The 25,279-nt window shown below is 71.9% G+C and carries 23 protein-coding genes; 17 read left to right on the forward strand and 6 right to left on the reverse strand.

Annotated features, from left to right (window positions below; translation table 11 throughout):
• Positions 1 to 46 precede the first annotated feature (46 nt).
• Positions 47 to 664: an acyl-CoA-like ligand-binding transcription factor gene (locus KDL01_RS04625; protein WP_212527056.1), complete on the reverse strand. Its 618-nt coding sequence runs from the start codon at positions 662 to 664 to the stop codon at positions 47 to 49.
• Between the two features lie 162 nt (positions 665 to 826).
• On the opposite strand from KDL01_RS04625, the gene KDL01_RS04630 reads away from it, so the two are divergent.
• From KDL01_RS04630 to KDL01_RS04640, 3 genes are all read left to right on the forward strand, one after another.
• The gene (locus KDL01_RS04630; RefSeq protein WP_212527057.1) at positions 827 to 1,765 is read left to right on the forward strand and encodes a zinc-binding dehydrogenase; all 939 of its coding nucleotides are present in this window, start codon (positions 827 to 829) and stop codon (positions 1,763 to 1,765) included.
• A gap of 111 nt (positions 1,766 to 1,876) precedes the next feature.
• The gene (locus KDL01_RS04635; protein WP_212527058.1) at positions 1,877 to 2,488 is read left to right on the forward strand and encodes a COG4315 family predicted lipoprotein; all 612 of its coding nucleotides are present in this window, start codon (positions 1,877 to 1,879) and stop codon (positions 2,486 to 2,488) included.
• A 98-nt stretch (positions 2,489 to 2,586) separates the two neighbouring features.
• Positions 2,587 to 3,351, forward strand: a complete 765-nt coding sequence (locus tag KDL01_RS04640; RefSeq protein WP_281415238.1) for a UbiA family prenyltransferase — start codon at positions 2,587 to 2,589, stop codon at positions 3,349 to 3,351.
• A gap of 20 nt (positions 3,352 to 3,371) precedes the next feature.
• Here KDL01_RS04640 and KDL01_RS04645 read toward each other — a convergent pair whose 3' ends face one another.
• The 3 genes from KDL01_RS04645 to KDL01_RS04655 form a co-directional block, all read right to left on the reverse strand.
• Positions 3,372 to 4,412 carry an NAD(P)/FAD-dependent oxidoreductase gene (locus tag KDL01_RS04645; protein ID WP_212527060.1) on the reverse strand — a complete coding sequence of 347 codons (1,041 nt, stop codon included), beginning with the start codon at positions 4,410 to 4,412 and terminating at the stop codon, positions 3,372 to 3,374.
• Positions 4,409 to 4,996 (reverse strand): isoprenylcysteine carboxyl methyltransferase family protein, encoded by a 588-nt coding sequence (locus KDL01_RS04650; RefSeq protein WP_212527061.1) that lies wholly within the window; start codon positions 4,994 to 4,996, stop codon positions 4,409 to 4,411. The genes KDL01_RS04645 and KDL01_RS04650 overlap by 4 nt, the downstream gene beginning before the upstream one ends.
• A gap of 86 nt (positions 4,997 to 5,082) precedes the next feature.
• Positions 5,083 to 6,138 (reverse strand): type III polyketide synthase, encoded by a 1,056-nt coding sequence (locus tag KDL01_RS04655; RefSeq protein ID WP_212527062.1) that lies wholly within the window; start codon positions 6,136 to 6,138, stop codon positions 5,083 to 5,085.
• A 440-nt stretch (positions 6,139 to 6,578) separates the two neighbouring features.
• Between KDL01_RS04655 and KDL01_RS04660 the strand changes: the two genes are divergently transcribed.
• From KDL01_RS04660 to KDL01_RS04685, 6 genes are all read left to right on the forward strand, one after another.
• Positions 6,579 to 7,691: an NHL repeat-containing protein gene (locus tag KDL01_RS04660; RefSeq protein ID WP_212527063.1), complete on the forward strand. Its 1,113-nt coding sequence runs from the start codon at positions 6,579 to 6,581 to the stop codon at positions 7,689 to 7,691.
• Positions 7,692 to 7,802: 111 nt separating this feature from the next.
• The gene (locus tag KDL01_RS04665; protein WP_212527064.1) at positions 7,803 to 8,006 is read left to right on the forward strand and encodes a cold-shock protein; all 204 of its coding nucleotides are present in this window, start codon (positions 7,803 to 7,805) and stop codon (positions 8,004 to 8,006) included.
• A gap of 161 nt (positions 8,007 to 8,167) precedes the next feature.
• Positions 8,168 to 8,344 carry a hypothetical protein gene (locus KDL01_RS04670; protein WP_212527065.1) on the forward strand — a complete coding sequence of 59 codons (177 nt, stop codon included), beginning with the start codon at positions 8,168 to 8,170 and terminating at the stop codon, positions 8,342 to 8,344.
• 4 nt (positions 8,345 to 8,348) lie between these two features.
• Positions 8,349 to 8,546 (forward strand): hypothetical protein, encoded by a 198-nt coding sequence (locus KDL01_RS04675; protein ID WP_212527066.1) that lies wholly within the window; start codon positions 8,349 to 8,351, stop codon positions 8,544 to 8,546.
• 164 nt (positions 8,547 to 8,710) lie between these two features.
• Positions 8,711 to 11,014 carry a hypothetical protein gene (locus KDL01_RS04680; RefSeq protein WP_212527067.1) on the forward strand — a complete coding sequence of 768 codons (2,304 nt, stop codon included), beginning with the start codon at positions 8,711 to 8,713 and terminating at the stop codon, positions 11,012 to 11,014.
• Positions 11,015 to 11,269: 255 nt separating this feature from the next.
• The gene (locus KDL01_RS04685; protein ID WP_212527068.1) at positions 11,270 to 12,808 is read left to right on the forward strand and encodes a phospholipid carrier-dependent glycosyltransferase; all 1,539 of its coding nucleotides are present in this window, start codon (positions 11,270 to 11,272) and stop codon (positions 12,806 to 12,808) included.
• Positions 12,809 to 12,860: 52 nt separating this feature from the next.
• Here the strand turns inward: KDL01_RS04685 and KDL01_RS04690 are convergent, their stop codons facing one another.
• A complete protein-coding gene (locus tag KDL01_RS04690; protein ID WP_212527069.1) occupies positions 12,861 to 13,478 on the reverse strand; it encodes a nucleoside deaminase in 618 nt (205 codons plus the stop codon).
• A 19-nt stretch (positions 13,479 to 13,497) separates the two neighbouring features.
• Positions 13,498 to 14,538, reverse strand: coding sequence for a LacI family DNA-binding transcriptional regulator (locus tag KDL01_RS04695; protein ID WP_212527070.1), 1,041 nt, complete (start codon positions 14,536 to 14,538; stop codon positions 13,498 to 13,500).
• 132 nt (positions 14,539 to 14,670) lie between these two features.
• On the opposite strand from KDL01_RS04695, the gene KDL01_RS04700 reads away from it, so the two are divergent.
• From KDL01_RS04700 to KDL01_RS04735, 8 genes are all read left to right on the forward strand, one after another.
• A complete protein-coding gene (locus KDL01_RS04700) occupies positions 14,671 to 15,612 on the forward strand; it encodes a carbohydrate ABC transporter permease (protein WP_212527071.1) in 942 nt (313 codons plus the stop codon).
• 1 nt (position 15,613) lies between these two features.
• Positions 15,614 to 16,561 carry a carbohydrate ABC transporter permease gene (locus KDL01_RS04705; RefSeq protein WP_212527072.1) on the forward strand — a complete coding sequence of 316 codons (948 nt, stop codon included), beginning with the start codon at positions 15,614 to 15,616 and terminating at the stop codon, positions 16,559 to 16,561.
• A gap of 63 nt (positions 16,562 to 16,624) precedes the next feature.
• On the forward strand, positions 16,625 to 17,995 hold the full coding sequence (locus KDL01_RS04710; protein WP_212527073.1) for an ABC transporter substrate-binding protein: 1,371 nt from the start codon (positions 16,625 to 16,627) through the stop codon (positions 17,993 to 17,995).
• Positions 17,996 to 18,105: 110 nt separating this feature from the next.
• Positions 18,106 to 19,917, forward strand: coding sequence for a glycoside hydrolase family 35 protein (locus KDL01_RS04715; protein ID WP_212527074.1), 1,812 nt, complete (start codon positions 18,106 to 18,108; stop codon positions 19,915 to 19,917).
• Positions 19,918 to 20,447: 530 nt separating this feature from the next.
• Entirely contained in the window at positions 20,448 to 21,551 is a 1,104-nt protein-coding gene (locus KDL01_RS04720; RefSeq protein ID WP_212527075.1) for an LD-carboxypeptidase, read from the forward strand.
• Positions 21,548 to 21,799, forward strand: a complete 252-nt coding sequence (locus tag KDL01_RS04725; RefSeq protein ID WP_212527076.1) for a phosphopantetheine-binding protein — start codon at positions 21,548 to 21,550, stop codon at positions 21,797 to 21,799. Before KDL01_RS04720 ends, KDL01_RS04725 begins: the two co-directional genes overlap by 4 nt.
• Positions 21,796 to 23,325 (forward strand): AMP-binding protein, encoded by a 1,530-nt coding sequence (locus KDL01_RS04730; protein WP_212527077.1) that lies wholly within the window; start codon positions 21,796 to 21,798, stop codon positions 23,323 to 23,325. Before KDL01_RS04725 ends, KDL01_RS04730 begins: the two co-directional genes overlap by 4 nt.
• A 36-nt stretch (positions 23,326 to 23,361) precedes the next feature.
• Positions 23,362 to 25,278: a N,N-dimethylformamidase beta subunit family domain-containing protein gene (locus tag KDL01_RS04735; RefSeq protein ID WP_212527078.1), complete on the forward strand. Its 1,917-nt coding sequence runs from the start codon at positions 23,362 to 23,364 to the stop codon at positions 25,276 to 25,278.
• The last annotated feature ends 1 nt before the right edge of the window (position 25,279 follow it).

Here is a 25,279-nt window from a genome sequence, read left to right on the forward strand (position 1 = left end):
GGAGAGTCAAGCCCCGTCTTCTCCTCCGGCCGCGCGCGCCCGGCGGTCAGCGGGGGAGTGACATGCCGTCGAGGACGGTCTGGAACGCGTCGGTGACCGGGCGCAGGGCGTCGTCGAGTTCGTCGATGTCGACGGGTTGCTCCGCGGCGGCCCAGTGTCGCAGCACCGAGACGTAGGCCGCCTGAACCGCTCCGCCGACCGCGGCCGGGACGGGGGCCGACGGCTCGGTGCCGGTGCGCGCCCCGACGTACCCGCTCACCACCTCGGCCCACGCACGCCAGTGCACGGCGGTCTCCGCGACGAGCGCGGAGTCCCGGTCGAGCACGCGGAAACGATCCAGCCACGAGCCCGGCGCGGCCTCCTCGGACAGGTGCGTGGAGCGCACCACCGCGGAGCGCACGGCCGCCATGACCGGCGCGTCGCCGACGTCGTCGAGCGCTGAGCGCAGGCGTTCGACGGCGCGGTCGAACTCACCCCACACGATCCCCGCCTTCGAGCCGAAGTAGCGGAACAGCGTCGAGCGGCCGACACCGCCCGCGGCCATGATCGCCTGTAGCGTCGTCGCCTCGTAGCCGTCCCGCAGCAGCAGTTCGAAGGCGATCTCCTCGAGCGCTTCACGCGACGAAGCGGGCGGTCGTCCGCGGCGGGGACGGGGGGTAGTCACCAGGCCAGCCTAGGGTAGAGTATTTTCGGTACCGGGTCCCACAATGGAATTCCGGGTGGCTGACCAGGCCGATCCGGCCCCAGGCCGATCGGACCCGCGGGTCCCGATCGCGGCGGCCACCCGCCGGCCACCCGCCGGTAGGCAAGGTTCAAGGAGCGAACGATGCGCGCATGGCAGTTCACCGAAGTCGGAGCACCCCTCACCCTGAACGAGGTGCCGAGCCCGACGCCGGCCGCGGACGAACTCGTCGTGCACGTGCGCGCCGCCGGGCTCTGCCACAGCGACGTCGGGTTCCTCGACGGCACGCTCACCCCGCTGCTGCCGTTCCGGCCGATCACCCTGGGCCACGAGATCGCGGGCGTCGTCTCCGCCGTGGGTTCGGCCGTCACCCGGTTCCAGATCGGCCAGAAGGTCGTCATCCCGGCGGCCATCGAAGGCCCCGGCACGTCGAAGAACGGCGGGTTCGCGGACGAGGTCGCCGTGCTCGAACGGCTCGTCGTCGCGCTGCCGGACGGGGTGGCCTTCGACCAGGCCGCCGCCGCCACGGACGCGGGCCTCACCTCGTACCACGCGGTCTCGGTGCAGGGGAACATCACCGCGGGCACCCGGGTCGGGATCATCGGGCTCGGCGGCCTCGGCTCGCTCGGCTCGCAGGCCGCGCTCGCCCTCGGCGCGACGCTCTTCGTCGCCGAGAAGAACGAGCTCCTGCACGACTACGCCCGCTCGCTCGGCGCGGCGAAGGTCGCGGGCGACATCACCGACTTCGCCGGCGAGGGCCTGGACGTGGTCATCGACTTCGCCGGCTTCGGCACCACCACCGACGGCGCGATCCACACCCTGCGCCGCGGCGGCCGGATCGTGCAGGTCGGCCTCGGCCGCGCCCGCGCCGAGATCGACCTGCAGGCGCTCACCCTCAACGAGATCGAGCTCGTCGGCTCGCAGGCCGGGACGAAGGAGGACTGCGAGGCGGTGCTCGGCCTCGTCGCCGAGGGCAAGCTCTCCTCGCGCATCACCGAGATCGGCTTCGAGCAGATCGGCGAGGGGATCGGCCGGCTCGAGCGCGGCGAGGTCGTCGGCCGGCTGGTCGCCACGTTCGGGTGACCCTGGCGCGTCGCGGTCCCCCACGGTGCGGCGCGCCACCGGGCCCGGTGCGGCCGCACGGCATATAAATGCCGTGTCGTCACCACCATGCCATCCCGCAAAGGGGCCTTGATGAACGCCACGATGCTCTCGTCCGGCACACCCCGGCCGTCCCGGCGCGGCAGGGTCGGGATCGCCGCCGCCGCAGGCGCCGTCGCGCTGGGCGCGATCCTCACCGGCTGCTCTTCCAGCAGCCCGAGCACGCCAAGCACCCCGACCGCCATCATCACGACGAGTGTGACCGCGACCTCCGCCGGGGCCGCGCTCAAGACCGTGTCCAACTCGGCGCTCGGCACCATCCTGGTCGATTCGAACGGCGCGACCGTCTACCGCTTCGACGCCGACTCGGCCTCGCCGCCCACCTCGCACTGCACGGGCAGCTGCGCCTCGGTCTGGCCCCCGGTCGTGGCCGGGTCCGGCGCCCTGACCGCGCAGGGCTTCGCCCAGTCCGAACTGGGCACGATCACCCGGTCCGACGGCACCAAGCAGGTCACCGTCGACGGGTGGCCGGTCTACACCTACACCGGTGACTCGGCGGCCGGGCAGACCAACGGCCAGAAGCTCAACGCCAACGGCGGCACCTGGTGGGCGGTCACCACCACCGGCGCCCGCGCCTCCGCGTCCCCCGGCGCACCGTCCGCCTCCGCCTCGGCCTCCGCGTCGTCCACCGGCGGACTGTACTGACCCGCACCGGCGCGGTCCCGCGGCCGGGCGTCGCGCTTCGCTACGGCGTCGGCGACCTGGCCGCGTCGTGCCATCCGGCACCTTCGTGCGCGGTCACGCTGATCGTCACGGTGCTGGCATTCTCGGCCGGCCGCGACCCGCGCGGCTGCGCGACGGTCGCGGCCGCGGTGGCGACCGGGCAGCTGTCGGTGGGCTGGTCGAACGACCGGATCGACCTGCGGCGCGACGTGGCGGCGCGGCGGACGGACAAGCCGCTCGCGGCCGGCGCGCTCCGGCCCGGCACTGTCTCGCTCGCCGCCGCCCTCGCGCTCGCCGCGTGCGTGCCGTTCTCGCTGGCCAACGGTCGGATCGCCGGGACGGTGCATCTGGTCGCGGTCGCGGCGGCGTGGGCGTACAACCTCGGCGTCAAGCGGACGCTCTGGTCGCCGCTGCCCTACGCGCTCGCCTTCGGGCTGCTGCCCGCGTTCATCACCCTCGCGCTACCGGGCTCGCCCTGGCCGGGCCGCTGGGCGCTCGCGGCGGGCGCGCTGCTGGGCGTCGGGGCGCACTTCGCGAACGTGCTGCCCGACATCGAGGACGACCTCGGCGCCGGAGTACGCGGCCTGCCACAGCGGCTGGGCGCGCACGGGTCCCGGGTCGCGGCGGGGCTCTCGCTCGCGGCCGTGTCCGTGTTCCTGATCTTCGGCCCGGCCGGACGGATCGGCTCGGCCGGCTGGGCCGGACTGGCTCTCAGTGCCCTGCTGGCCTGCGCGGTGCCGCTGGCCTCGCGCGGGCCGCGCAGCCGGCTGCCGTTCCTGGCGACGCTGGGCCTTGCGCTGCTCGACGTGGCCCTGCTGTTGCTACGCGGCGGACGCCTGACCTGATCTGACCCGGTTTCAGCCGCTCAACCTTCGGCGACGCGGTTGACCAGTGCCGTGAACAGCAGCGGCAGCCGGCCGGCCGCGGACACGATCCCGTGGCGCAGCAGCGGATTGTGCCGGGCCCAGAGCAGCCCCGCGGTCAGCCGGCGCGAGGTGCGCGACACCTCGTGCCACCGCCGCTCGTACTCCTCCGGGCAGCCCCGGGCCAGGCAGTGCGCCAGCGCCTCGGCCTGGGCCAGGGCGACGCTGATGCCCTCCCCGGTCAGCGCGTCGAGGTACCCGGACGCGTCCCCGACGAGTAGGACGCCGTCGGCCGCGGTGCGTCGGCGCACGTCCTGCCGCAGCGGTCCGGCACCTCGGTCGGGTCCGGCGACGCGCGCCGCGGCCAGCCGGGCGCGCAGGTCGGGGAAGGCGGCGAGCCGGTCCTCGAAGCCGCCGCGGCCCGGGCCGAGGATCGCGACGCCCACCAGGTCCGGCGCGACCGGGGTGACGTAGGCCTCGGAGTCCCGCGCCCAGTGCACCTCGATCAGGTCGGTCCACGGCGCGGTCCGGTAGTGCCGGCGCAGGCCGTAGCGCGGCAGGGCATTGCGGGAGCCGGCCGGCCGCGCCTGGTTCAGGCCGCAGGCGCGCCGGATCGGCGAGTGCAGCCCGTCGGCCGCCACCAGATGACGGGCCCTGATGCCGGCCGCCTCGAGATAGCCGGGGCCCCGGGTGAAGCCCTCGACCCGGACCGGCAGCAGCGGGATCCGGGCCTCGGCCACGCGGGCGATGAGCGCCTCGTGCAGCGCGGTGCGGCGCACGCCCCGGCCGGGCGGCCCGCTGAACAGCGCTTCCGCGCCGCGCTCGGCCTGGAGGTAGCGGATCCCGCGCAGGGCCTGGCCGGGCGGGTCCACGCCGAGGGCGGCGAGCCGGGCCACGGCGGCGGGCATCAGCCCCTCGCCACAGGCCTTGTCCACCGGAGAGGTACGCGGTTCGGCCACAGCCGTGCTCAGGCCCGCGCGGTCGGCCAGGATGGCGGTGGCCAGGCCCGCCGGACCGCCGCCCACGACCAGCACGTCGATCACGCGGCGCTCTCCGCGGCCGCGGCCGGCACGCCCTGCTCGGTCGGCACTGCGTTCCCGGTCGACACCCTGATCTCCGTCAGCGCCCTGTTCTCGCAGCGCAGCCGGACCCGCAGCAACGCCGTGTCGAGCACCGTGAAGGCCGCGGCCGTGATCCAGGCCGATCCGGCCAGCGGCAGGGCCAGCCCCTCGAGCACGACGGCCAGGTAGTTGGGATGCGGCAGGCGCCGGTAGGGCCCGGTCCGCACGAGGGCGAGTCCGGGCACGACGATGACGCGGGTGTTCCAGCGCGGGCCCAGCGTGCCGATGCACCACCAGCGCAGCAGCTGGGCGGCCAGCGCGAGCGCGAGCATCGGCCAGCCGAGCCGGGGCACGAACGCGCGGTGCGCGGCCCACGGCTCGATCAGGCAGCCGGCCAGCAGCGCGGTGTGCAGCGCGACCATGGCCGGGTAGTGCCCGCGACCGCTCTCGACCCCGCCGCGGGCGGCGCTCCAGGCGGTGTTGCGCCGGGCCACGGCCAGCTCCGCGACGCGTTCGAGGCAGACCGCTGCGACGAAGGCGTAGTAGACCGCATAGGGTCCGGACACGGCTCGGCCTCCTTTCTTCGAGTCGCGCGACGGGCGGCGCGCGGTGGACGGCGGGCTCTGGACGGCGGCCGGCCGGCCGTGCCCGGTCACCAGCGCAGCAGGATCAGTTCGATGCTCACGCCCGGGCCGAGCCCGACGACCAGGCCGTGGGTGCCGGGCGCGGGCCGGTCGGCCGCGATGGTCTCCTGCAGGATGTGCAGGACCGAGGCCGAGGACAGGTTGCCGACCCCCGCCAGCGAGCGGCGGCTGGCGGCCAGGGCGTGATCGGGCAGGTCGAGGCAGTGCTGGACGGCGTCGATCACGTGCGGTCCGCCGGGATGGCAGATCCAGGCGCCGACGTCCTCGGGCCGCAGGCCGTGCGCGGCCAGGAAGCCGCGGGCGCACGCGCCCAGGCGGGCCGCGACGATGTCGGAAAGGCCGGTGCTCAGCACGATCCGGAAGCCGTCGGCGCCGAGCCGCCAGCCGAGCGCGTCGAGGGAGTCGGGGCACACCTCGCTCACGGACGCCACCACGCGCGGGCCCGGGCCGGCCGCCACCATGCCGCCCCGCGCGACCAGGGCCGCCGCGCCGTCGCCGAACAGCGCGCTGGCCACCAGATCCGCGGTGGCGGGCCGGACCAGCGGGAGGCTGAGCGAGCACAGTTCGACGGCCAGCAGGACCGCGGTATGCCCCGGCCAGCCGAGCAGATAATCGTGCAGGCGGGCGAGTCCGGCCGCCCCGGCGACGCAGCCGAGCCCGAACAGCGGAAGCCGTTTGACGTCCGGGCGCAGGCCGAGCCGGCTGATCAGCCGGGCGTCGAGGGAGGGCACGGCGACGCCGGTGACGGAGGTCGCGATGAGCAGGTCGACCTCGGCCGGGTCAGTGTCGGCGGCCTCGAGCGCCGCGCGCACGGCGCGCTCGCCCAGCGCCATGGCGTGGTCGATGTAGAGGTCGTTGATCGCGCCGAGCCCGGCCAGGGCGCCGTAGGCGTGCAGCGGCAGCACGGTGTGCCGGGACTCCACCCCGGCGTTCGCGTACAGGCGCCCGATGAGCGCGTCGCGCCCGGCGTCGGATCCGCACAGGCGCGCGGTCATCTCGGCCAGGTCGCGCTGCGGGTGCAGGTGGTCCGGGAAAGCGCAGCGCACCGCGGCGACGGCCGTCATCTCAGGCCCCGATCTTCACGGCGCGGCCCGGACGGCCCAGGCGACCCGGACGTCCCGGAGGGCGCTGACGACCCGTCGGACGTGGACGACCCGTCGGACGCGGACGCCTCGGCGGCGGGCAGGCCGTGACCACTCGCGCTCCCCTCCGTGGCGTCCCCGGCGCGGACGCGACCGGGCTCGAGAGCAGCTCGGGCCGCACACCGGACTCCGCGGCCCGGGCGCGCGCCTTACTGGATCTTGCCGGAGACGGTATCCGAGCCTTCCGCCCCGTCCGTCCGTACACGCGCGGAAAGCGCAGCCGAATACGGCATTCGAGGGGCCCGGCGAAGACGCGCCGGGCCCGTGCGCGCTCGTCGGCGCACCGAGCGGCGAAGCTTCTTGCGACGGCGCCTCGGTGTGACCACCCCGGTATGACCGTCCCCTGACGAAAGGAATGTCTCATGGCACGACAAACAAAGCGCCGCAGCGCGCTGCTGGCGGCCGCGAGCCTGGCCGCGGTCGGTTTCACGGCGTCGCCGGCCCTGGCCATGGGCGCGGCGCCGATGGCCGGGGGCCATCCGCGGGTGATCGCCTCCACCGTGCCGGCCAACGGGGACGTCAACCCCTACGGCGTCGCGATCGTCCCGCGCTCGACCGGCGCGCTGTACCGGGGCAACATCCTGGTCAGCAACTTCAACAACGTCAAGAACCTGCAGGGCACCGGCACCACCATCGTGCAGGTCTCCCCGAACGGCCGGGTCAGCACCTTCGCCCGGATCAACCCGGCCAGGCTGCCCGGGCGCTGCCCCGGCGGGGTGGGTCTGACCACCGCGCTCGTCGTGCTGCGCTCCGGCTGGGTCGTCGTCGGCTCCCTGCCCACCAAGGACGGCACCGCGGCCACCGCGAAGGCGGGCTGCCTGCTCGTGCTCGACGACCGCGGCAGGGTCCGCGAGACCATCGCCGGCCACGGCGTCAACGGCCCCTGGGACATGACCGCGCTGGACCGCGGCTCCACGGCCGAACTGTTCGTCACCAACGTCCTGAACGGCACCGTCGCCGCGGGCGGCAAGACCGTCTACCGCGGCACCGTGGAACGCCTGACCCTGAAGGTGTCGGACCGGCGTCCGCCGTACCTGGTCGAGCACCGCGTCATCGGCTCGCGCTTCGGCGAGCGCACCGACCCCGCCGCGCTCGTGGTCGGACCGACCGGGGTCGGCCTCTCCCGCGAGGGCACGCTGTACGTCGCCGACAGCGTCGGCAACCGGATCACCGCCATCCCGAACGCGCCCTGGCGCTCGACCGACGCGGGCACCGGGCGCACCGTGACCGCGGGCGGCAAGCTCAACACTCCGCTCGGACTCGCCCTCGACCGCCACGGCCGGATCCTGACCGTCAACGCGGGCGACGGGAACCTTCTCGTCACCTCGCCCCGCGGTAGGCAGCTGCGAACCGTCACTCTGGACAAATCCGGCAACCCGCCCGGCGCCGGCGCGCTCTTCGGCCTCGCCGTCGAGCAGTGCGGCGGCGTCTACTACGTCGACGACGCGACCAACACCCTCAATCTGCTCCCCTGACGGCGTGTCGGACCGCAGGTGAACGCCTTTCGACGCGGGTCTCCTCGCGGACGCCCATGGTCCATGACACACTGGCCGGGTAGATTCTCGTTCACCGAAGGGCAGTACCCAGTGGCATCAGGCACCGTGAAGTGGTTCAACTCCGAAAAGGGCTTCGGATTCATCGAGCAGGACGGGGGCGGCCCGGATGTGTTCGCCCACTACTCGAACATCGCGGCTCAGGGTTACCGTGAGCTCAACGAAGGCCAGAAGGTCGAGTTCGATGTGACGCAGGGCCAGAAGGGCCCGCAGGCCGAGAACATCCGGCCGCTCTAAGGACTGTGCGCGGTGCCCCGGGCCTCGGCCGGGGGCACCGCGCCTTTCGTGCGGGCCGGAGCCGCCCCCGCCGCCCGCTCGAACGGGCCTGGCGGGATGCGACCGGCCACCCCCGATGCTGCGATGGATGCGTTCGATCCGCCGCACGGGAGAGCACGCACGTGGGAGCCTCGCAGTCCAACCTGTCCGACTTTGCGAAGTTCGGGATCGATCAGGTCGTCGCGGTCACCCAGGCCGGCGTCAACCTCCCCCCGACCGTCACCACCCGGCTCAGCTACGCCGACCCTCGACCCGACCCTCGGCTGAACACCGCCATGGCGGCCGGGACCGGGGCCTGAGACCGTGGCCACGACGACGAGCGCGACACAGGCCACGACGAGCGCGACGACGAGCGCGTACACGGTGACGACGTCGGCGGAACTGATGGAGAACTACCTCCAGGCCGACTACCTGCTGCCGCAGGACACCTTCACCGCCCTGCAGACCGACTCCGGCACCGCCCTGCTCTTCTCGATCGGCCCCGCGGCGCGTTCCACCTGACGATCGAGGAGCCCGGCACGCGGCACGGCTGGCGGCAGGCCGACCTCGGCGGCCGGCAGATCGAGCGCGACTTCCTCGGCTACGCGCGGGTCAGAACCTTCGCCGCGGCCCAGACCCAGGCCCAGGCCCGCCGCCCCGGCGAGCCGACCCGGATCCACCTGGCGATGGTCGTGTCCGACGGCACCGCCGACCACCTGTACCTGTCCCTGGCCAACTCCGCCCAGGACCTGGCCTGGACCCGGCGGCCGGTCTGGACTTGCGCGCCCTTCAACGCGCACGACGGCGCCGGGCGGCCGATCCCGGTTCCGGTGCCGCTCGAGATCGTCGACGTCTTCCTGAGCGAGGCGTCGGACGCGGAACACCTCGTCGTCGACGTCCTGCGCGACTCCGGCCGGCCCGACGGGTTGATCACCCGCTACTTCCTCGAGACCCGGGACCAGGCTCGGCCGCTGTGGCGCCCGCACGACCTGCCCGTCGACCTCGCCGCCGACGACTACCGCTCCCGGCTCGGGCGCAGCGCCGGCTCCCGCGGCGTGGACGGGCTCTACACCACGGGCACCATCGGCCAGCCCGGTCGGCTGATCTACACCCCGTTGTACAACGTCCACGACCGGGACCTGCCCCCGCTCACGTCCCGTCTGCACCTGCCGGGCGACGCCGCCGCCGACGCGATCGCCACCGCCCGCAACACGGACGGCACCACCGACCTGTACGTGGCCGCGCGTGGGCACCTCTACCGCTTCGCCGCCGCCGACCAGAAGGACGGCGCCACCGGCGTGCCCCTCCTGGCCAGCCGGCTGCTCGACACGGTGCGCGCGCTCTACGCCTGCACGATCGAGGGCGTCGTCACCGTCTGGGGCGTGAACGGCGACGATCAGGTCTTCTACCTCACCTGCCCGACCGAGAGCCTGCACATCGCGTCGGCCTGGAACACGCCGCTGCCGGTCCTGTCCGGGGTCGACGCCGTCTCCCCGTACGTCGACCGCGCCCACGGCGCCAACACCCTCTTCGCCCACGCCGCGGGCAGCCTCCTGAAGGTGGTCAAGTCGCCGACCACCGGCCTGTGGAATCAGGCCCCGATCACCCTGCCGCCGCCCGGCGAGCGCACCCCGGCCACCCCGATCCACTCCTACACCACCCGCATCCAGGTCACCGACTCCGCCGGCCGGCCGGCCGCCCACGTGCCGGTGGTCCTCACCGCCGGCAGCGTCACCCCGGTGACCGTCAACCACCTGTACTACGTCGTCGGACCCTCGCCGATCACCCTGACCGCCGACGCCTCGGGCGCCATCACCATCGTCGAACGCACCACCACCCTGTCGGGCACCCGCTACCAGGCCGCCGTCGCGGACCAGCCCGCCCGCCTGATCAACACCATGGACACCGCCTGGCAGCGCAACGCCGGCTACACGACGGCCGAGAGCCTGCGCGCGGCGAAGATCCATTCCCGCTCCGGCAAGCCCCGCGACTTCGTCCCGGCCGGCACCTCGGACCAGGATCTGCGGCGTGTCGCCCAAGCGAACCAGGACCTCGCCACGGCGTACGACCGGGTCGAGCCGCTGCCCCTGCCCACCGCCCGGTCCCGCCCGTCGGCCGAGGGCGCGTCGCAGTCGGCCTCCGAGGCCGTGGCCGCCGCGGGATTCGGTGTGGGCCTGGCGGTCGACCTCGGGGACCTGTGCTGCTGGCTGGCCACCGGCGTCGATGCGGCCGTCGACCTGGTCGAGGACCCCGTCCTCAAGGCCTGGCACCTGGTCGTGAAGATCGGCGACACCGTCCACCACGCGGCCCTCGACTGCGTCGAAGCCGTCATGGCCGCCGCGACGTGGATCTACCACGCCATCGAGATCGCCATCGAGGACATCATCGTGTTGCTCGAGTTCCTCTTCGGCTGGGACGACATCCTGGTCACCCACCGCGTGCTGCACGGCGTCGCCCGCTCCCTCGCCCAAGCCGCCGTCGACGGCACCGAGACGACCAGGACCGAAGTGGTGCGCGCCGCCAGGAACTTGAGCGGACACATCGACGAACTGCCACATCTGCCGGAGTCCGCCGACACGCCGCGCACCCTCTTCGGCGGCAACCCACCGCGGCCCGAACAGCACAGCGCTCCGGCGAACCTCGGCGTGCACCACTTCCACGGCGGCCTCTCGGCCGTCTCCGGCCCGGACCTCCTGAGCATCACGGAACTGAGCCGCAGCCTGCCCGGGATCATCGCCGAGACCGTGCTCGACTCCGCCGAGAACATGCTCGGCACACTCCTCGACGTGATCGCCCAGACGGTGCGCGACGTGCTCGGCGCCCTGGACGCGAAGATCGACATCCCGGTGCTGTCCTGGCTCTACCACGAGCTGACCGACGACGATCCGACCATCCTGGACCTGATCTGCCTCGTCGCCGCCATCCCGGTCACACTGGTGTACAGGGCCGCCGGGTCCATCCAACGCTTCGCCCCCGGCCAGGAACACTGACGGCGTGCAGCACGCGCGGACGTCTTCGCAGGTGGTGATTTTCGAGGCCAGCGGATACAGTGCTCCCGCTCCATGGTGTTTTAAGAAACTGATAGTGAAGAGCGTGGGGGACCGACGATGGCGGGGGTGCAGGACGCCACCTTGTCCGTGGGCGCGGGCGCGCGGCGTACCCGGAATGCTCCGGGGGGTGCCGCACGGGGTGCGCGTTTCCTGCCGAAGCGGGGGGACCGGCTTTTCTTCGGAGCCGCCGCGTTCGTGGGCATATGGGCGGTTTTTCAGAACTTCTACCACATCGGCGTCGCGCCGATACTCAACGACGAGCCGACGTACACGGTCGCGGCTCGGCGCTATCTGAGCGGGCAGATCCTCGCGCCGCTGCCGGTGACCCCGCAGGCCAACGGGGTGATGCAGTTCAACGACGACAACTTCGAGCATCCTCCGCTGACGAAGTACCTGTTCGGCATGGCGGAGTGGTTCGACAGCTCGTCCACGGGCGTGACGGCCGCGCGTGCGGTCAGCGCGGCGGCGGCGCTGCTGGGTGCGGTCGCGATCGCGATCTGGATCGGGCGGCATGCCGGGCGGTGGACCGGGCTGGTGGCCGGGGGGCTGCTCACCCTGCTGCCGGAGGCGGCCGGGGGTTCGATCGGGCGCTTCGACCGGTTCGCGATGCTCGACACCACCGCGGGCATGTTCATGGTGCTCTCGGTCGTGCTGGCCTGGATCTGGAGTCGGCGCACCGGGCGCGCGGGCTGGGTCGCCGCGGGGCTGACGGGCTTGGCGATCGGCTGCGCGTCGGCGTCGAAGGAGAACGGGTTCCTCGGGGTGATCGGGCCGGTGCTCCTGGTCCTCGGCGCGCCGCTCGTGGGCCGCGACGTGCGCGCGTTCCTCGTGCGGTGCGGGCAGACGGTGGCCGCCGCCGTGATCGCGCTGGCGACGTTCCTGGCGTGCTACCTGCCGTTCTCGCACCCGATCGCCCGGCTGCACTACCTCGTGGCCTTCCAGACGAACCAGTCCGCGGGCGGCCACTTGATCGGGTTCGACGGGCGGGTGACCGCGCATCCGCCGTGGTGGACGAACCTGTGGTTCGCCGGGCACGCCTACGGCTCGATCCTGACGGTGTTCCTGGTCGTGGCCGCGCTGTGCGCGGTGGTGCTGCGCCGTGACGGGCTCGTCGCCTGGTGCGTGGCAGCGCTGGCCGTGCCGATCCTGTTCCACTGCTTCATCGCGCACGTCGCCCTGGGCTACTACTACGTCATGTGGACCCCGTTCTTCCTGGCGCTCGCGGCCCTCGGGGTCGGCGAGGTGGCGCGGCGCGTCGTGGGGCTGTCCCGGGGCGGTGTCAGGGTCCTGGTGGCCGCCGTCGTGGGGATCGCGGTGCTGGCCGTTCCGGTCGGCGAGTCCGTCGCGGAGACCGTCAACGTGGCCGACCTCAAGCCCACCGGCGTGATGGTCGTGCCCGAGCTCATGCGGGCCGACGGGTTGAGCGCCGCCGTGGTCACGGCGGGCCTGCCGGCGTGGGAGTGGCACTACTACATGCCCACCACCACGGTCTACTACTCCGCGAAGACGCCGGTGCCCGACGCCGCGATCATCGTCGTCGGACAGCCGATCTGCCGCGTGCTGATCGATCAGTCCGTCCGCGCCCTCGTCGCCGTCAACCTCGAGTCCGGCGCCGTCAAGGAGATCTACAGCGACAGCCTGATCGTCGCCTACGCGGTCACCGGCAAGCTGACCGTGCCGACCCCCGCGCAGATCAACGCCGAACCGCCGGGCGCCCTGACCGACCACTGCTAACCGGTCACTGCCAACCGGTCACTGCTCACCGACGACCTCTGACCGGCCACTGCTAAAGGAGATCCCAGGCGTCCGCCAGAGCCCGCACCGCGCTCTCGGGTAGCTCAGCCCGCTCCTGATAGCGCTCGTGCACGGTACGGGCCAAGGCGGCGTCGGCCGGCGCGGTGCGCTCCACGGCCTCGAACAGCGAGCCCTTCGTGTTCAGGACCGGCGCGATCGCCAACCACCTGCCGACCGGTCCGGCCAGCGGGCCGTGAATCCGTGGCCAGCGACGTCGGACCTCGTCGGCGAGCTCGGGGAGCCGTTCGATCCCCTGCCAGGTCGGGTCCATGGCCCCGATGCGCACCGCACTGAGCCGCGCGACGACGATCGCGCCGAAACACATCGGGCACGGCGAGAGCGTCGTGTACAGAACACTGTCACGCGCGCGTTCCTTCTCGGCGGGGAGGGCGGCGAGCGCTCCCATCTCCGCATGCGCGAGCAGGCCCCTGACCTGGCCGGCGAACCGCTCGTTGCGGCCGTGGCCGATCACGGTGCCCGCGCCGTCGGTCAACACCGCGCCGACGGCGATCCCGCCCTCGCGATACGACTGCCAGGCCGCTTCGATGGCGACACGCCACGGCTCGTCGAGACCGTCCCAAGACGCGTATGCGGTTTCCTCGGGAGTCACAGGGCCATCATGGCGTGAGTCACGGTGCGGCCGCCTTCGCCGGCGCGGTGCTCTCGCGGATGATCAGCCGGGTCGGGACGATGATCTTCTCGTTCTCCTCCTGCTCCGAGTGCACCTTGGCCAGCAGTTTCCTTATGGCCTGGTGGCCGACCTCGTCGAAGTCCTGCCGGATCGTGGTCAGCGGCGGCCAGAAGGAGTGCGCCTCCTCGAGATCGTCGAAGCCGACCACGCTGATGTCCCCGGGCACGTCGCGGCCGAGCTCGTGCAGAGCGCGCATCAGACCGAGGGCCATCTGGTCGTTGGCCGCGAAGATGGCGGTGACGTCCTCGCGGCGGCCGAGGGTGCGGCCGTGGCGGTAGCCGGACTCGGTGGACCAGTCGCCGTGCAGCGCCGCGGGCGGTTCGATGCCGTGTTCGCGCAGGGTGCGCCGCCAGGACTCGGCGCGGCGGACCGCGGCGAAGGAGGACTCGGGGCCGGCGATGTGCCAGACCTGGCGGTGGCCGAGGCCGAGCAGGTGCTCGGTGGCCTGGCGCGCGCCGTCGGCCTGGTCGGTGTCCACGACCGTGTATTCGTCCCCTGTGTCGGAGTCGATCAGCACGACCGGCAGGCCGGGCGGCAGGGTGAACTTGGCCTCGTCCAGCAGATCGGCCTCGAAGATGATGATGACCCCGTCCAGCGCGGCCTCGCTGAGCCGGCTGTAGGCGCCGGAGACCTGGTCCATCGTGGCCGCCCGCACCGGGAGCAGGGTCACCGAGTAGTCGGCGCGCGCGGCCTCGGTGACGATCGCGTCGAGTGTGCGCATGTTGCCGAAGGTGCGCAGGGTGAACATGATCACGCCGATGGTGCGGAAGCGGCCGAGCCGCAGCGCCCGCGCGGCCGAGTTGGGCCGGTAGCCCAGTGCCCGCATCGAGTCGATCACCCGCTGCCGGGTCGCCGGGTCCACGTTGGAGTGCCCGTTCGACACGCGAGAGACCGTCTGCCCGGACACGCCCGCGTGCTGGGCGACGTCCATCATCGACGGCTGCTTCGAGCGTCGCGCGGAGTCATCGCTCGGTGTCATGACCCTCCCCTTGAGGCGGCAACGCCCCGTTGCCGTCTTGTAATCTCGCGCTCAGTGTACGTGGTTACGTAAACATGGTAGCGTCCGCAGCACCATGTTGACGTGAACATCGGCTCGACGGCGGGATGGATCATGACAGTGCTGTCACCGGGAACCGGCCTCGAGGCCGGCTCTGCCGGTCCTCGACGCGAGCGGCGGCGGGGGCGGGTGCGTACGCGATGGACCGGATGGGGCTTCCTCGCCCCCTTCCTCCTGGTCTTCCTGTTCGCACTGGTCGCCCCGATCGTCTACGCCGTCTACCTGAGCCTGTTCCAGGACAAGCTCATCGGCGGCAACCGGTTCGCCGGCCTGGCCAACTACACCGAGGCGTTCAAGGACCCGCAGTTCTGGTCCGGCTTCGAGCGGATGGCGCTGTTCCTGGTGGTGCAGGTGCCGGTGATGCTGGTGCTGGCCCTCGGCGTCGCGTTCGCCATCGACAGCGCGCGGCTGCACTGGGCGCCGCTGTACCGGCTGAGCATCTTCCTGCCCTACGCGGTCCCCTCCGTCGTCGGCGCGCTGATGTGGGGGTTCCTCTACGGCACCCAGTTCGGCCTGCTCGGCCAGCTCGACCGCTGGTTCCACACCACGCTGCCCGACCCGCTCGGCAACACGCTGATCCTCCCGGCCATCGGCAACATCGTCACCTGGGAGTACGTCGGCTACAACATGCTGATCTTCTACTCGGCGCTGCGGGTGATCCCGAACGAGATCTACGAGGCGGCCGAGCTGGACAACGCCGGGGCCTGGCGGATCATCTGGCACATCAAGCTGCCGTCGCTGCGCCCGGCCATGCTGGTCGCCACGGTCTTCTCGGTCATCGGCAGCTTCCAGCTGTTCACCGAGCCGGCCGTGATCTTCCCCATCGCCAAGGACCAGATCGGCAGCGCCTACACGCCCAACTGGTACGCCTACAACCTGTCCTTCAACGGCCAGGAGTACAACTACTCAGCCACCATCGCGATCGTCATGGGGGTGCTGACGGTGATCGTCGCCTACCTCGTCCAGCGCATCGGCCGCCGCGGTCAGGAGGCCTGAGATGGCCGTGACCGAAGCCGCGAACGCCGCGAACGCCGCCCGTCCCGAGCGCGCCGCCCGCCCGGCGCGCCCCGCCCGCCGATCGCGCGGAGCGTGGAACCCGAACCGGCGGCGCAAGTCCCCGGCGCTCACGCTGGTGATGACGCTGGGCCTGATCTACTCGCTGCTGCCGCTGTTCTGGCTGCTGGTCAACGCCTCCAAGTCGGAGTCGAACCTGTTCAGCACGAACGGGCTGTGGTTCGGCGGGCACTTCTCGCTCTTCGAGAACGTCAAGCAGACCCTCACCTACGACAACGACGAGTTCCTGCACTGGTTCGGCAATACGCTGATCTACGTGGCCGCGGGGGCCGGCGGCGCCACCGTCCTGGCCACCCTCGGCGGCTACGGACTGGCGAAGTTCGACTTCCCGGGCAAGCGCGGCGTGCTCGCGGTGGTGCTCGGCGCCGTCGCGATCCCGGGCACCGTCCTGGTCGTGCCCACGTTCCTGATGTTCAGCAAGCTGGGTCTGGTCAACACCTACTGGTCGATCATCATCCCGTCGCTGATCAATCCGTTCGGGCTCTACCTGATGTGGATCTTCTCCCGGGACGCGATCCCCGCCGAGCTGCTCGAGGCCGCCCGGGTGGACGGCGCGCGGGAGTGGCGGATCTTCGGGTCCATCTCGCTGCGACTGCTGCGCCCCGGCATGATCACGGTGCTGCTGTTCGCCGTGGTTCAGACCTGGAACAACTACTTCCTGCCGCTGGTGATGCTCAACAAGCCGAACCTCTACCCGCTCACGGTCGGCCTCGACCAGTGGAACGCGCAGTCGCAGACGGCCGGCGGCATCCCCATCTTCAACCTCGTCCTCACCGGATCGCTGCTCATGATCCTGCCGATCATGGTCGTGTTCCTGGTGATGCAGCGCTACTGGCAGTCGGGCCTGACCGCCGGAAGCGTCAAGCAGTGACCGCACCACCCCGCACCGCCTCCCTCCGCACCGCAACCCTCACAAAGAAGTGAAAGGAACGTCATGACAGGCATATCCCGCTCAGCGCAGGCGTGGCGCCGCGGCGCAGCCGTCCTGGCCGCCGGCGCCCTCGCCACCGCCGGATTGACCGCGTGCTCCAGCAGTTCGACCTCCGGCGGGGCGAGCTCAACGAGCACCGCCGGCGCGAACGACATGGCCGCCGCGTTGCAGAAGAAGTCGACGCTGACGGTCTGGGCGTGGGCGCCGCAGGACAAGGACATCGCCGCGGCCTTCGAGAAGAAGTACCCGAACGTCACGGTGAACCTGGTCAACGCGGGCACCTCGACCACCGAGTACACCAAGCTGCAGAACGCGATCAAGGCCGGGTCCGGGGTGCCCGACGTGGCCCAGATCGAGTACTACGCGCTGCCGCAGTTCGCCCTGGCCGGCTCGATCCAGAGCCTCGACGGCTACGGCCTCGACAGCCTCAAGAGCGACTACCCGGCGGCCGTGTGGGACGCGATCGACATCAACGGCAGCCTGGACGCGACGCCGCAGGACACCGGCCCGATGGCCCTGTTCTACAACGAGAAGGTCTTCAAGCAGTACGGCCTGACCGTGCCGACCACCTGGGACGAGTACGTCGCGGACGGCGTCAAGCTGCACGCGGCCAACTCGAGCGAGTACATCACCGCGGACAGCGGCGACCCGGGCTTCACCACCAGCATGATCTGGCAGGCCGGCGGCAAGCCGTTCACGGCCACCGGCTCCACCAGCGTCACCATCAACACCCAGGACGCGGGCACCAAGAAGTACACGGCCGAGTGGGACCAGCTGGAGGAGAAGGGCCTGCTCTCCCAGATCGCCCCGTGGAGCAGCGCCTGGTTCACCGCCCTGGGCAACGGCGACATCGCCTCGCTGGTGACCGGCGCGTGGATGCCGGCGAACCTCGAGGGCTCGGCGGCCGCGGCCTCCGGTGACTGGCGGGTCGCGCCGATGCCGACCTACGACGGCGGCAGCCCGGCCTCGGCCGAGTCCGGCGGCTCCAGCGACGCGGTGATGAAGGGTTCGAGCAACGCCCTGGTGGCGGCGGCCTTCGTCCAGTTCATGGGCACCGACGCGGGCGAGCAGATCCTGGCGGACTCCGGCGGCTTCCCGGCGGAGAACTCCATCCTCAACTCCAGCGCCTTCCTGGACCAGGCCCCGGCCTACTTCGGCGGCCAGAAGATCAACCAGGTGCTCTCCCAGGCGGCCTCCTCGGTGCTCCCGGGCTGGAGCTACATGCCGTTCCAGGTCTATGCCAACAGCATCTACCCGGACTCGGTGGGCAAGGCGTACGCGAACAAGACGGACATCTACGCCGCGGTGAGCACGTGGTTCAAGGCGTCGGCGGCGTACGGGCAGCAGCAGGGCTTCACCGTCACGGTCCAATGACGGCCTAGCTTTTCCGTCCCCGGGCCGCCCCGCCCGGGTCTGCGGCCGGCCGAACCCCCGGCCGGCCGCATCGCGGCGCAGTCGACCTGCGCGAAGAGAGGAGACCCCGTATGCCCACCTCCGCGCTGCGGTTCGCCATCGGTGACGACGACTTCCTGCTCGACGGCGAGCCGTTCCGCATCCTCTCCGGTGCCCTGCACTACTTTCGCGTCCACCCGGACCAGTGGGCCGACCGGATCGTGAAGGCCAGGGAGATGGGCCTGAACACCATCGAGACCTACGTGGCCTGGAACGCGCACAGCCCGCGGCCCGACGCCTTCGAGACCGAGGGACGCCTTGACCTCGGCCGGTTCCTGGACACCGTGGCGGCGCACGGCATGTACGCGATCGTACGTCCCGGGCCGTACATCTGCGCGGAGTGGGACAACGGCGGCCTGCCGGCGTGGCTGTTCGAGCGTTCCGGCACCGGGATCCGGGACAGCGAGCCGACGTACCTCGCGGCGGTGGAGGACTACTACGGGCACCTCGCCCCGATCCTCGCCCCGCGCCAGATCGACCGCGGCGGCCCGATCATCCTGATGCAGGTGGAGAACGAGTACGGGGCGTACGGCCAGGACAAGGAGTACCTCAGGAAGCTGACGGAGCTGAACCGGCGGATCGGGATCACGGTTCCGCTGATCACGGTGGACCAGCCGATCGACGAGATGCTCGAGCTCGGCAGCCTGCCGGAGCTGCACAAGACCGGCTCCTTCGGCTCGCGGGTGGGCGAGCGCCTCGACATCCTGCGCCGGTACCAGCCGACCGGCCCGCTGATGTGCTCGGAGTTCTGGATCGGCTGGTTCGACAGCTGGGGCGGGCACCACCACACCACGAGCGCGGACGAGGCGGCGCGGAACCTGGAGGAGCTGCTGGCGCGCGGGGCGTCGGTCAACATCTACATGTTCCACGGCGGCACCAACTTCGGCTTCACCAACGGGGCCAACGACAAGGGCGTCTACGCTCCGATCGTCACCGGCTACGACTACGACGCGCCCCTGGACGAGGCCGGGAATCCGACCGACAAGTACTGGGCGCTGCGCGACGTGCTCGCGAAGTACGCCGGCCTCGACTCGGCCGGCGGCCCCGACGAGGCGCCGGGTCCGCGCCGGGCCGAGCCGCCCGCCGTCGGCTTCGACGCGACGGTCCCGCTCTGGCAGGTGCTCGACGTGCTCGGCACCCCGAGCGTCCACGAGCAGCCGCCGACCGCCGACGAGCTCGGGCACTACCGGGGTTTCATGCTCTACCGGACCGAGATCGCGTATCGGGGTGCGGCGATCCTGCGGTTCGAGGAGGTGCGCGACCGGGCCCAGGTCTTCCTGGACCGCGGCGCGGTGGGCGTGCTGGCGCGCGACCACCACGACCGGGTGCTCGCGCTGCCGGCCGGCGACGGGGCGAGCCGGGTGCTCGAGGTGCTGGTCGAGGACCAGGGCCGGGTCGACTACGGTCGGCGCATCGGCGAACCCAAGGGCCTGATCGGGCCCGCGACCCTGGGCGGCGCGCCCCTGGCCGGCTGGCGGGTCCAGCCGCTGGAGCTCGACGACATCGAGCCGGTCGCCGCGGCGCTGCGCGAGGCCGCCACCGGGCTCGAGGGCGAGGCGCCCGAGCTCGTCGTCGGACCGGCGTTCGCCCGCGCCGTGTTCGACCTCGAGGAGACGGCGGCCGATCTGTTCCTGGACACCTCGCAGTGGGGCAAGGGCGTCGCCTGGCTCAACGGGTTCTGTCTCGGCCGCTACTGGTCGCGCGGTCCGCAGCGCACGCTGTACGTCCCCGGACCGCTGCTGCGCGAGCAGGGCAACGAGCTGATCGTGCTGGAGCTGCACGCCGCGGCCGACGCGCAGGTGCGATTCACCACGAGCCTCAGCCTCGGACACACAGAAGTCTGATGGCCGTTTCGGCGCCGCGGGAGATCATCCGCGCGGTGAGGTGAACGGAACTCAATACCGAACACTGCTCAATGACTCAGGACCGGGCGAAAGCCCGGTCCGGTCGTCTTCCCGGGACGTAAACGTTCCCCACGCCGATGATTGCGCTCACATACCGGCCTATCAGAGCCCGTACTGCACGCTCCCGGCGCAAAACACGCATGTGGCGCGCCGGCGTCGGGCCCTGTCCGGCACCGGCCATCGGACATCAGCCACCTGAGACACCCGCCTGTACCCCGGTGCTCCCGGTGCTGATCTGCGCGGACCCGCTCCCGGTGAAGAGCGGGCATCGGTGCGACGGGTGAGCTAGCGAGGGTACTGACTCAAGGGGGTTGACTCACCGACGTAAGTACCGTTAGATCGTTAGCGTGCATCGTCGGATCACCCACTGACACCACTCATTGTTAACGTTCTAATCTCTCACTGCCGGAGTCGGTTTCCGAGACTCCGGTGCCCTGTCGCGCCACACGTTGCTGGAGGCTTTTCCGCACATGGCAGAGCAGACGTCAGAGGTCTTCATTCCGCCGCACCGGCTGGCCGGTTCGCGGACGGCATCGCCGCGCAACGCGCAGACCCGGATGATCGCCGCGGTGAACCCGCCCACTCCGGCCGGACCCGGCAGTCATATCAGGATCGTGAGCCCGGGCATGCCGACGCTCATGCACGTGCCGGAGCGGGGGGAGCGCGCCGAGGCGGCCCTGCGCGGCCTCGGCTTCGAGGTCAGCTACGGCAGACACGCCTTCGGGTTCTCGGCGGACGGGCTCGCCGCCGGCACGCCCGAGGAGCAGGCCGCGGACATCATGGAGGCGTTCGCGGACGCGTCGGTGGACGCCATCCTGGTCAGCGACGCCGGCGGGGGCAGCCTCAAGCTGCTGCCGCTGCTCGACCCGGCGGTGATCCAGGCCAATCCCAAACCGTTCGTCGGGTTCTGCGACACCGTCTTCCTGCACCAGTATCTCGCCGATCTGGGTGTCGCCTCCTATTCCGGCTGTTCCCTGATGTTCCATCTCGGCAACGTCCCCGCGCCTTTCCCGGAGACGACCGAATATCTGGCCCGGGCGCTGTCCGGGGTCGGCCCGCTGGTGTGCGGCCCCGTCGGGGACCGGGCCGAGCCGGTGGCGTCCTGGCACATCCCGGAGATCGAGGGCGCGCCGCGGGTGCGCGACCACGCCAGCGGCTGGCACTGGCTGCGCCCGGGCACCGGCACCGGGCCCCTGGTCGGCGGAGAGCTCTCCCTGCTGCCGGAACTGGTCAGGCGCTTCGGCATCCGGTTCGACTCGGCGCTGCTGTGGTGGGACGTGACCGAGGAGCAGGCCGCGCCGGTGGACGAGCTGTTCGACGCCCTGGCCCGGGAGACCGATCTGAGCCTGCTGGCCGGGATGGTCGTCGGCGCGAACCCGCGGGTGACGCCCGAGGAATGGGTGCGCCAGGTCGGGGCGGCGTTCGAGCGGCACGTTCCCGAAGCCGGCTATCCGGTGCTGGTGAACGCGGACATCTGTCACATGACACCTTCGTGGACCCTGCCGTACGCGGAGACGGCCGTCCTCGACTCCGAACGGGGACTGATCCTCCCGAGAACGGCGGTGGACCGATGAAATCCACGGAGATCGCGGCACTCTACGGCAGCGTCCTCGGCGCCGCCGACGTCGCCGAGGACGACGACTTCTTCGAGATCGGCGGCAGCTCCTTCAGCGCCCTGACGCTGATCGCGCAGCTGAACACCGCCGCGGGCAGCGTGGTGCTGCGGATGCGGGACGTGATCCGCGCCCGCACTCCGCGCGCGCTGGCCTACATCATGGAGACGAGGCTCGAGGGCGCGGAGCCGTCCGGCGGCCCGCGATGATCACGATCGCCGAGGAGATTCTTCGGCGAGCCGACGGGTACCTCGACGCGCCCGCCGTCGAGGGCAGCGCCCAGCTGACCTACCGCGAGCTCATCGCGCGCGGCGAGGCGCTGGCCGCCGTGCTGCGCCGCGAGACGCCGCCGGGCGCGCTGGTCGCGTCCGAGGCGGCCACCAGCCACTGCGGGCTGACCGCCGTGCTGGCGGCCGGCCTGGCCCGGCGGGCCCTGCTGCCGCTGGATCTCGGCTATCCGCCGGCGTACCGGGAGGGCGTGATCCGCGAGGCGCGGGCCGCGCTGGTGCTGCGCGAGGACGCGTCCGGCGAGCTCGTGGCCGAGGTGCCGCAGGTGCTCGAGGGCGTCGAACCGCGGGTGGGCCTGGCCGACACGGCGTACGTGATGTACACCTCCGGCTCCACCGGCAAGCCGAAGGGGGTGGTGATCTCGCAGGAGGCCCTGCACGGACGCATCGCCTCCCTCGCAAGCACGCCCGGGCTCGCGCGGCACGAGTCGATGCTCGGCATGTCAGCACTCTCTTTCGACGTCTCGCTGGCCGAACTGCTGGTGCCGCCGTTCGTCGGGGCCCGGCTCGTCTCGGCCCCGGCGGAGGCGCGCCGCGACCCGAACCTGTTCGAAGAGGTACTCGACCGGTACCACCCGGACGTGCTGCAGGCCACGCCCAGCTACTGGCGGCTCGCGCTGGCCATGGGCTGGGAGGGCGCGCCGCAGTGCCGCATCTGGTCGGTGGGCGAGGCGATGAACACCACGCTCGCCGCCGAGCTCGTACCGCTGTGCCGGGAGCTGTGGAACCTGTACGGGCCGACCGAGGCCACGATCTACGCCACGATCGCGCACGTGCGCTCGCCGGAACGGATCGTACTGGGCGACTCGCTGCCCGGCACCGCGGTCTGCCTGGCCGGCCACGGCGCCGGGCCTTCGCGAACCGCGTACTCCGACGCGCCGGCGGACCCGGACGGCGCGGCTGACCCGGAAGGCACGGCGGACGCGGATGGCGCGGACCCGAAGGCCGAGCCACAGGGAGAGATCCTGATCTACGGCGCGGGCCTGGCCGACGGGTACCTCGACCGCGAGGAGCTGACCCGCGAGCGCTTCACCGTCATGGACACGCCGCACGGACCGCGCAGGTGCTACCGCACCGGGGATCTGGGCCGGCTCGCCTCGGACGGAGAGCTCGAGTTCCTCGGGCGGCTCGACGACCAGCTCAAGTTCCGGGGATACCGGGTGGAGCTCGGGCACATCGAAGCGGTCTTCGAAGACCACCCCTCGGTCCGCGCGGCCGCGGCCCTGGCGCTGGCCCCGGAGGACCCCGCACGGACCCAGCTTGCCGTCATGGTGGCGGCCGAGGAGGCCGCGACCGTACGGGATCTGCGCCGGTGGGCGATGGAGCGGCTCCCGCGGGCCATGGTGCCCGAGCGCATCGCCGTCGTCCCGGCCCTGCCGCGCACCCCCGCCGGGAAGGCCGACCGGGTCTCGATCCGCGCCACGTTCGCCGCCGCGGACCCACGCTGAGCGCGGCGGCACCGATGCACGAGGAGGTCGCATCAGATGGTTGACGAAGCGGACTGGGGGCGGTACGGCGCGTACGCCCGCAGCATGACCTGCCGCCCGGGGGAGGAGCTCGAGTTCCAGCTCGTCCCCGGCCCCGACGGCCTGCCGGACGGGCGCACGGTGGAGATCTTCCACCTGAACGCGGGGCAGAGCCTGCTCACCCTGGAGGCGCCGGCGGACGTGCTGCGCCTGGCCGTGCCCGAGGACTGGCCGACCGGCTTCTACCGCGCCGACTTCAGCCCGGGCGGGGGCTGCGTCTGGTTCGCGATCCGGCCGGCCGCGTCCGCGCCGCGCGCGAAGATCCTGTTCTCCATCGCCTTCACCACCTTCGAGGCCTACAACCAGCGCGGCGTGCCCGGGCAGGGCCTCTACTTCAGCGAGCAGCCCGACCGCGCGCACCGGATCAGCTTCGACCGGCCCGGCGCCCGTCCGTCCACCCGCGAGTGGGACGAGACGCTGATGCGCTGGCTGCACCGCACCGGCTGGGAGGTCGACTTCTGCTCGAACATCGACATCCACTACCACCCGGAGATCCTCGAGGGCTACCGCATGCTCGTCTGCGCCGGCCACGACGAGTACTGGACCTGGGAGATGCGCGACGCGATCGAGGGTTTCGTGGACCGCGGCGGCAACCTCGGCATCTTCGGCGGCAACACCTGCTGGTGGCAGGTCCGGCTGGAGGACGAGGGCCGCACCATGGTCTGCTACCGCGATCCGGTGCTCGACCCGATGGCCGCGATCGATCCGCGCCGGGCCACCACACACTGGTCCGCCGAGCTGATCAACCGCCCGGAGAACACGCTGACCGGACTCAGCTTCCGGCGCGGCGGCGGCTGCTGGATGGACTTCGACGACTTCGCCGAGGAGACCTACGAGGCCGTGTTCGCCGATCACTGGGTCTTCGCCGGCACCGGGCTGAGCGACGGTGAGCGTTTCGCCAAGGGGGCCATCGGCTACGAGGTGGACGGGGTCGATCTCGTCGTCGAGGACGGAGTCGCGCGAGCCACCGGCCGCGACGGCACACCCGGGTCCTTCGTGATCCTGGCCAAGGCGGAACTCGAGCACTGGCGAAAGTTCGGCCAGCAGGGCAGGGCCGTGATGGGCGTCTTCGAGCGCGGCGCGGGCAGCGTCTTCAATGCCGGCACGATCGCCTGGGGCGACGCCCTGGACAAGGGTGATCCCGTACTCGCCCGGGTGACCGGCAACGTGCTCGAGCGCTTCACCGCAGAGCCCGACGTCACCCGCTGGAGCGTGCTCGGCCGCGCGCCGCACCTGCGCTGCATGGTGGTCAGCGGAACCCGGCTCTACGGCGTGGACGAGTCCGGCCGGCTGCTCGGCCGCGAACTGAGCCGACAGAACCTCCGGTGGACCGACCTCGGCCCGGCGCCGCAGGACGCGGTGGCGATCGCGGCTCCGCAGGAGGCCCTGGACGGCCAGTGGCAGGGGCTTTACGTGCTCACGGAAGGCGGCGCGATCCACTTCCGGTTCGCCACCGCGGACCCGGCCGACTGGACCGAACTCGTCGGCGCCCCCTCCGGACTGCGCAACCTGGCCGCCTGCTACGCCGGGCTGTTCGCCGAGGGCGGCGACACGCTCTACTACCTCGCCTTCGCGGACTTCGGCGACGGCAAGGATCCCGAGTGGAAGCCCCTGGGCCCGGCCCCGGCGCTCGTCTCGCTCACGGCCATGACCGGACGCCTGTTCGCGATCGACGAGGAAGGCAGGGTGCTGAGCCGCCTGCCGAGCGTCGGCGCCGCGGGCTGGACCGACCACGGCGTCGGCGGCGGCAGCACGGTACTGGCCGCAGGAAGCGGCCAACTGCTCGGCGTCACCGAGGACGGGACGCTGGTGAGCCGTTCGGCCTTCGGCCCCGGCATCGCGGTGGCCGTGCGTCCGGACGCGGGAGAGGTCTGAT

The sequence above is a fragment of the Actinospica durhamensis genome (assembly GCF_018139695.1).
Lineage (GTDB): Bacteria > Actinomycetota > Actinomycetes > Streptomycetales > Catenulisporaceae > Actinospica > Actinospica durhamensis.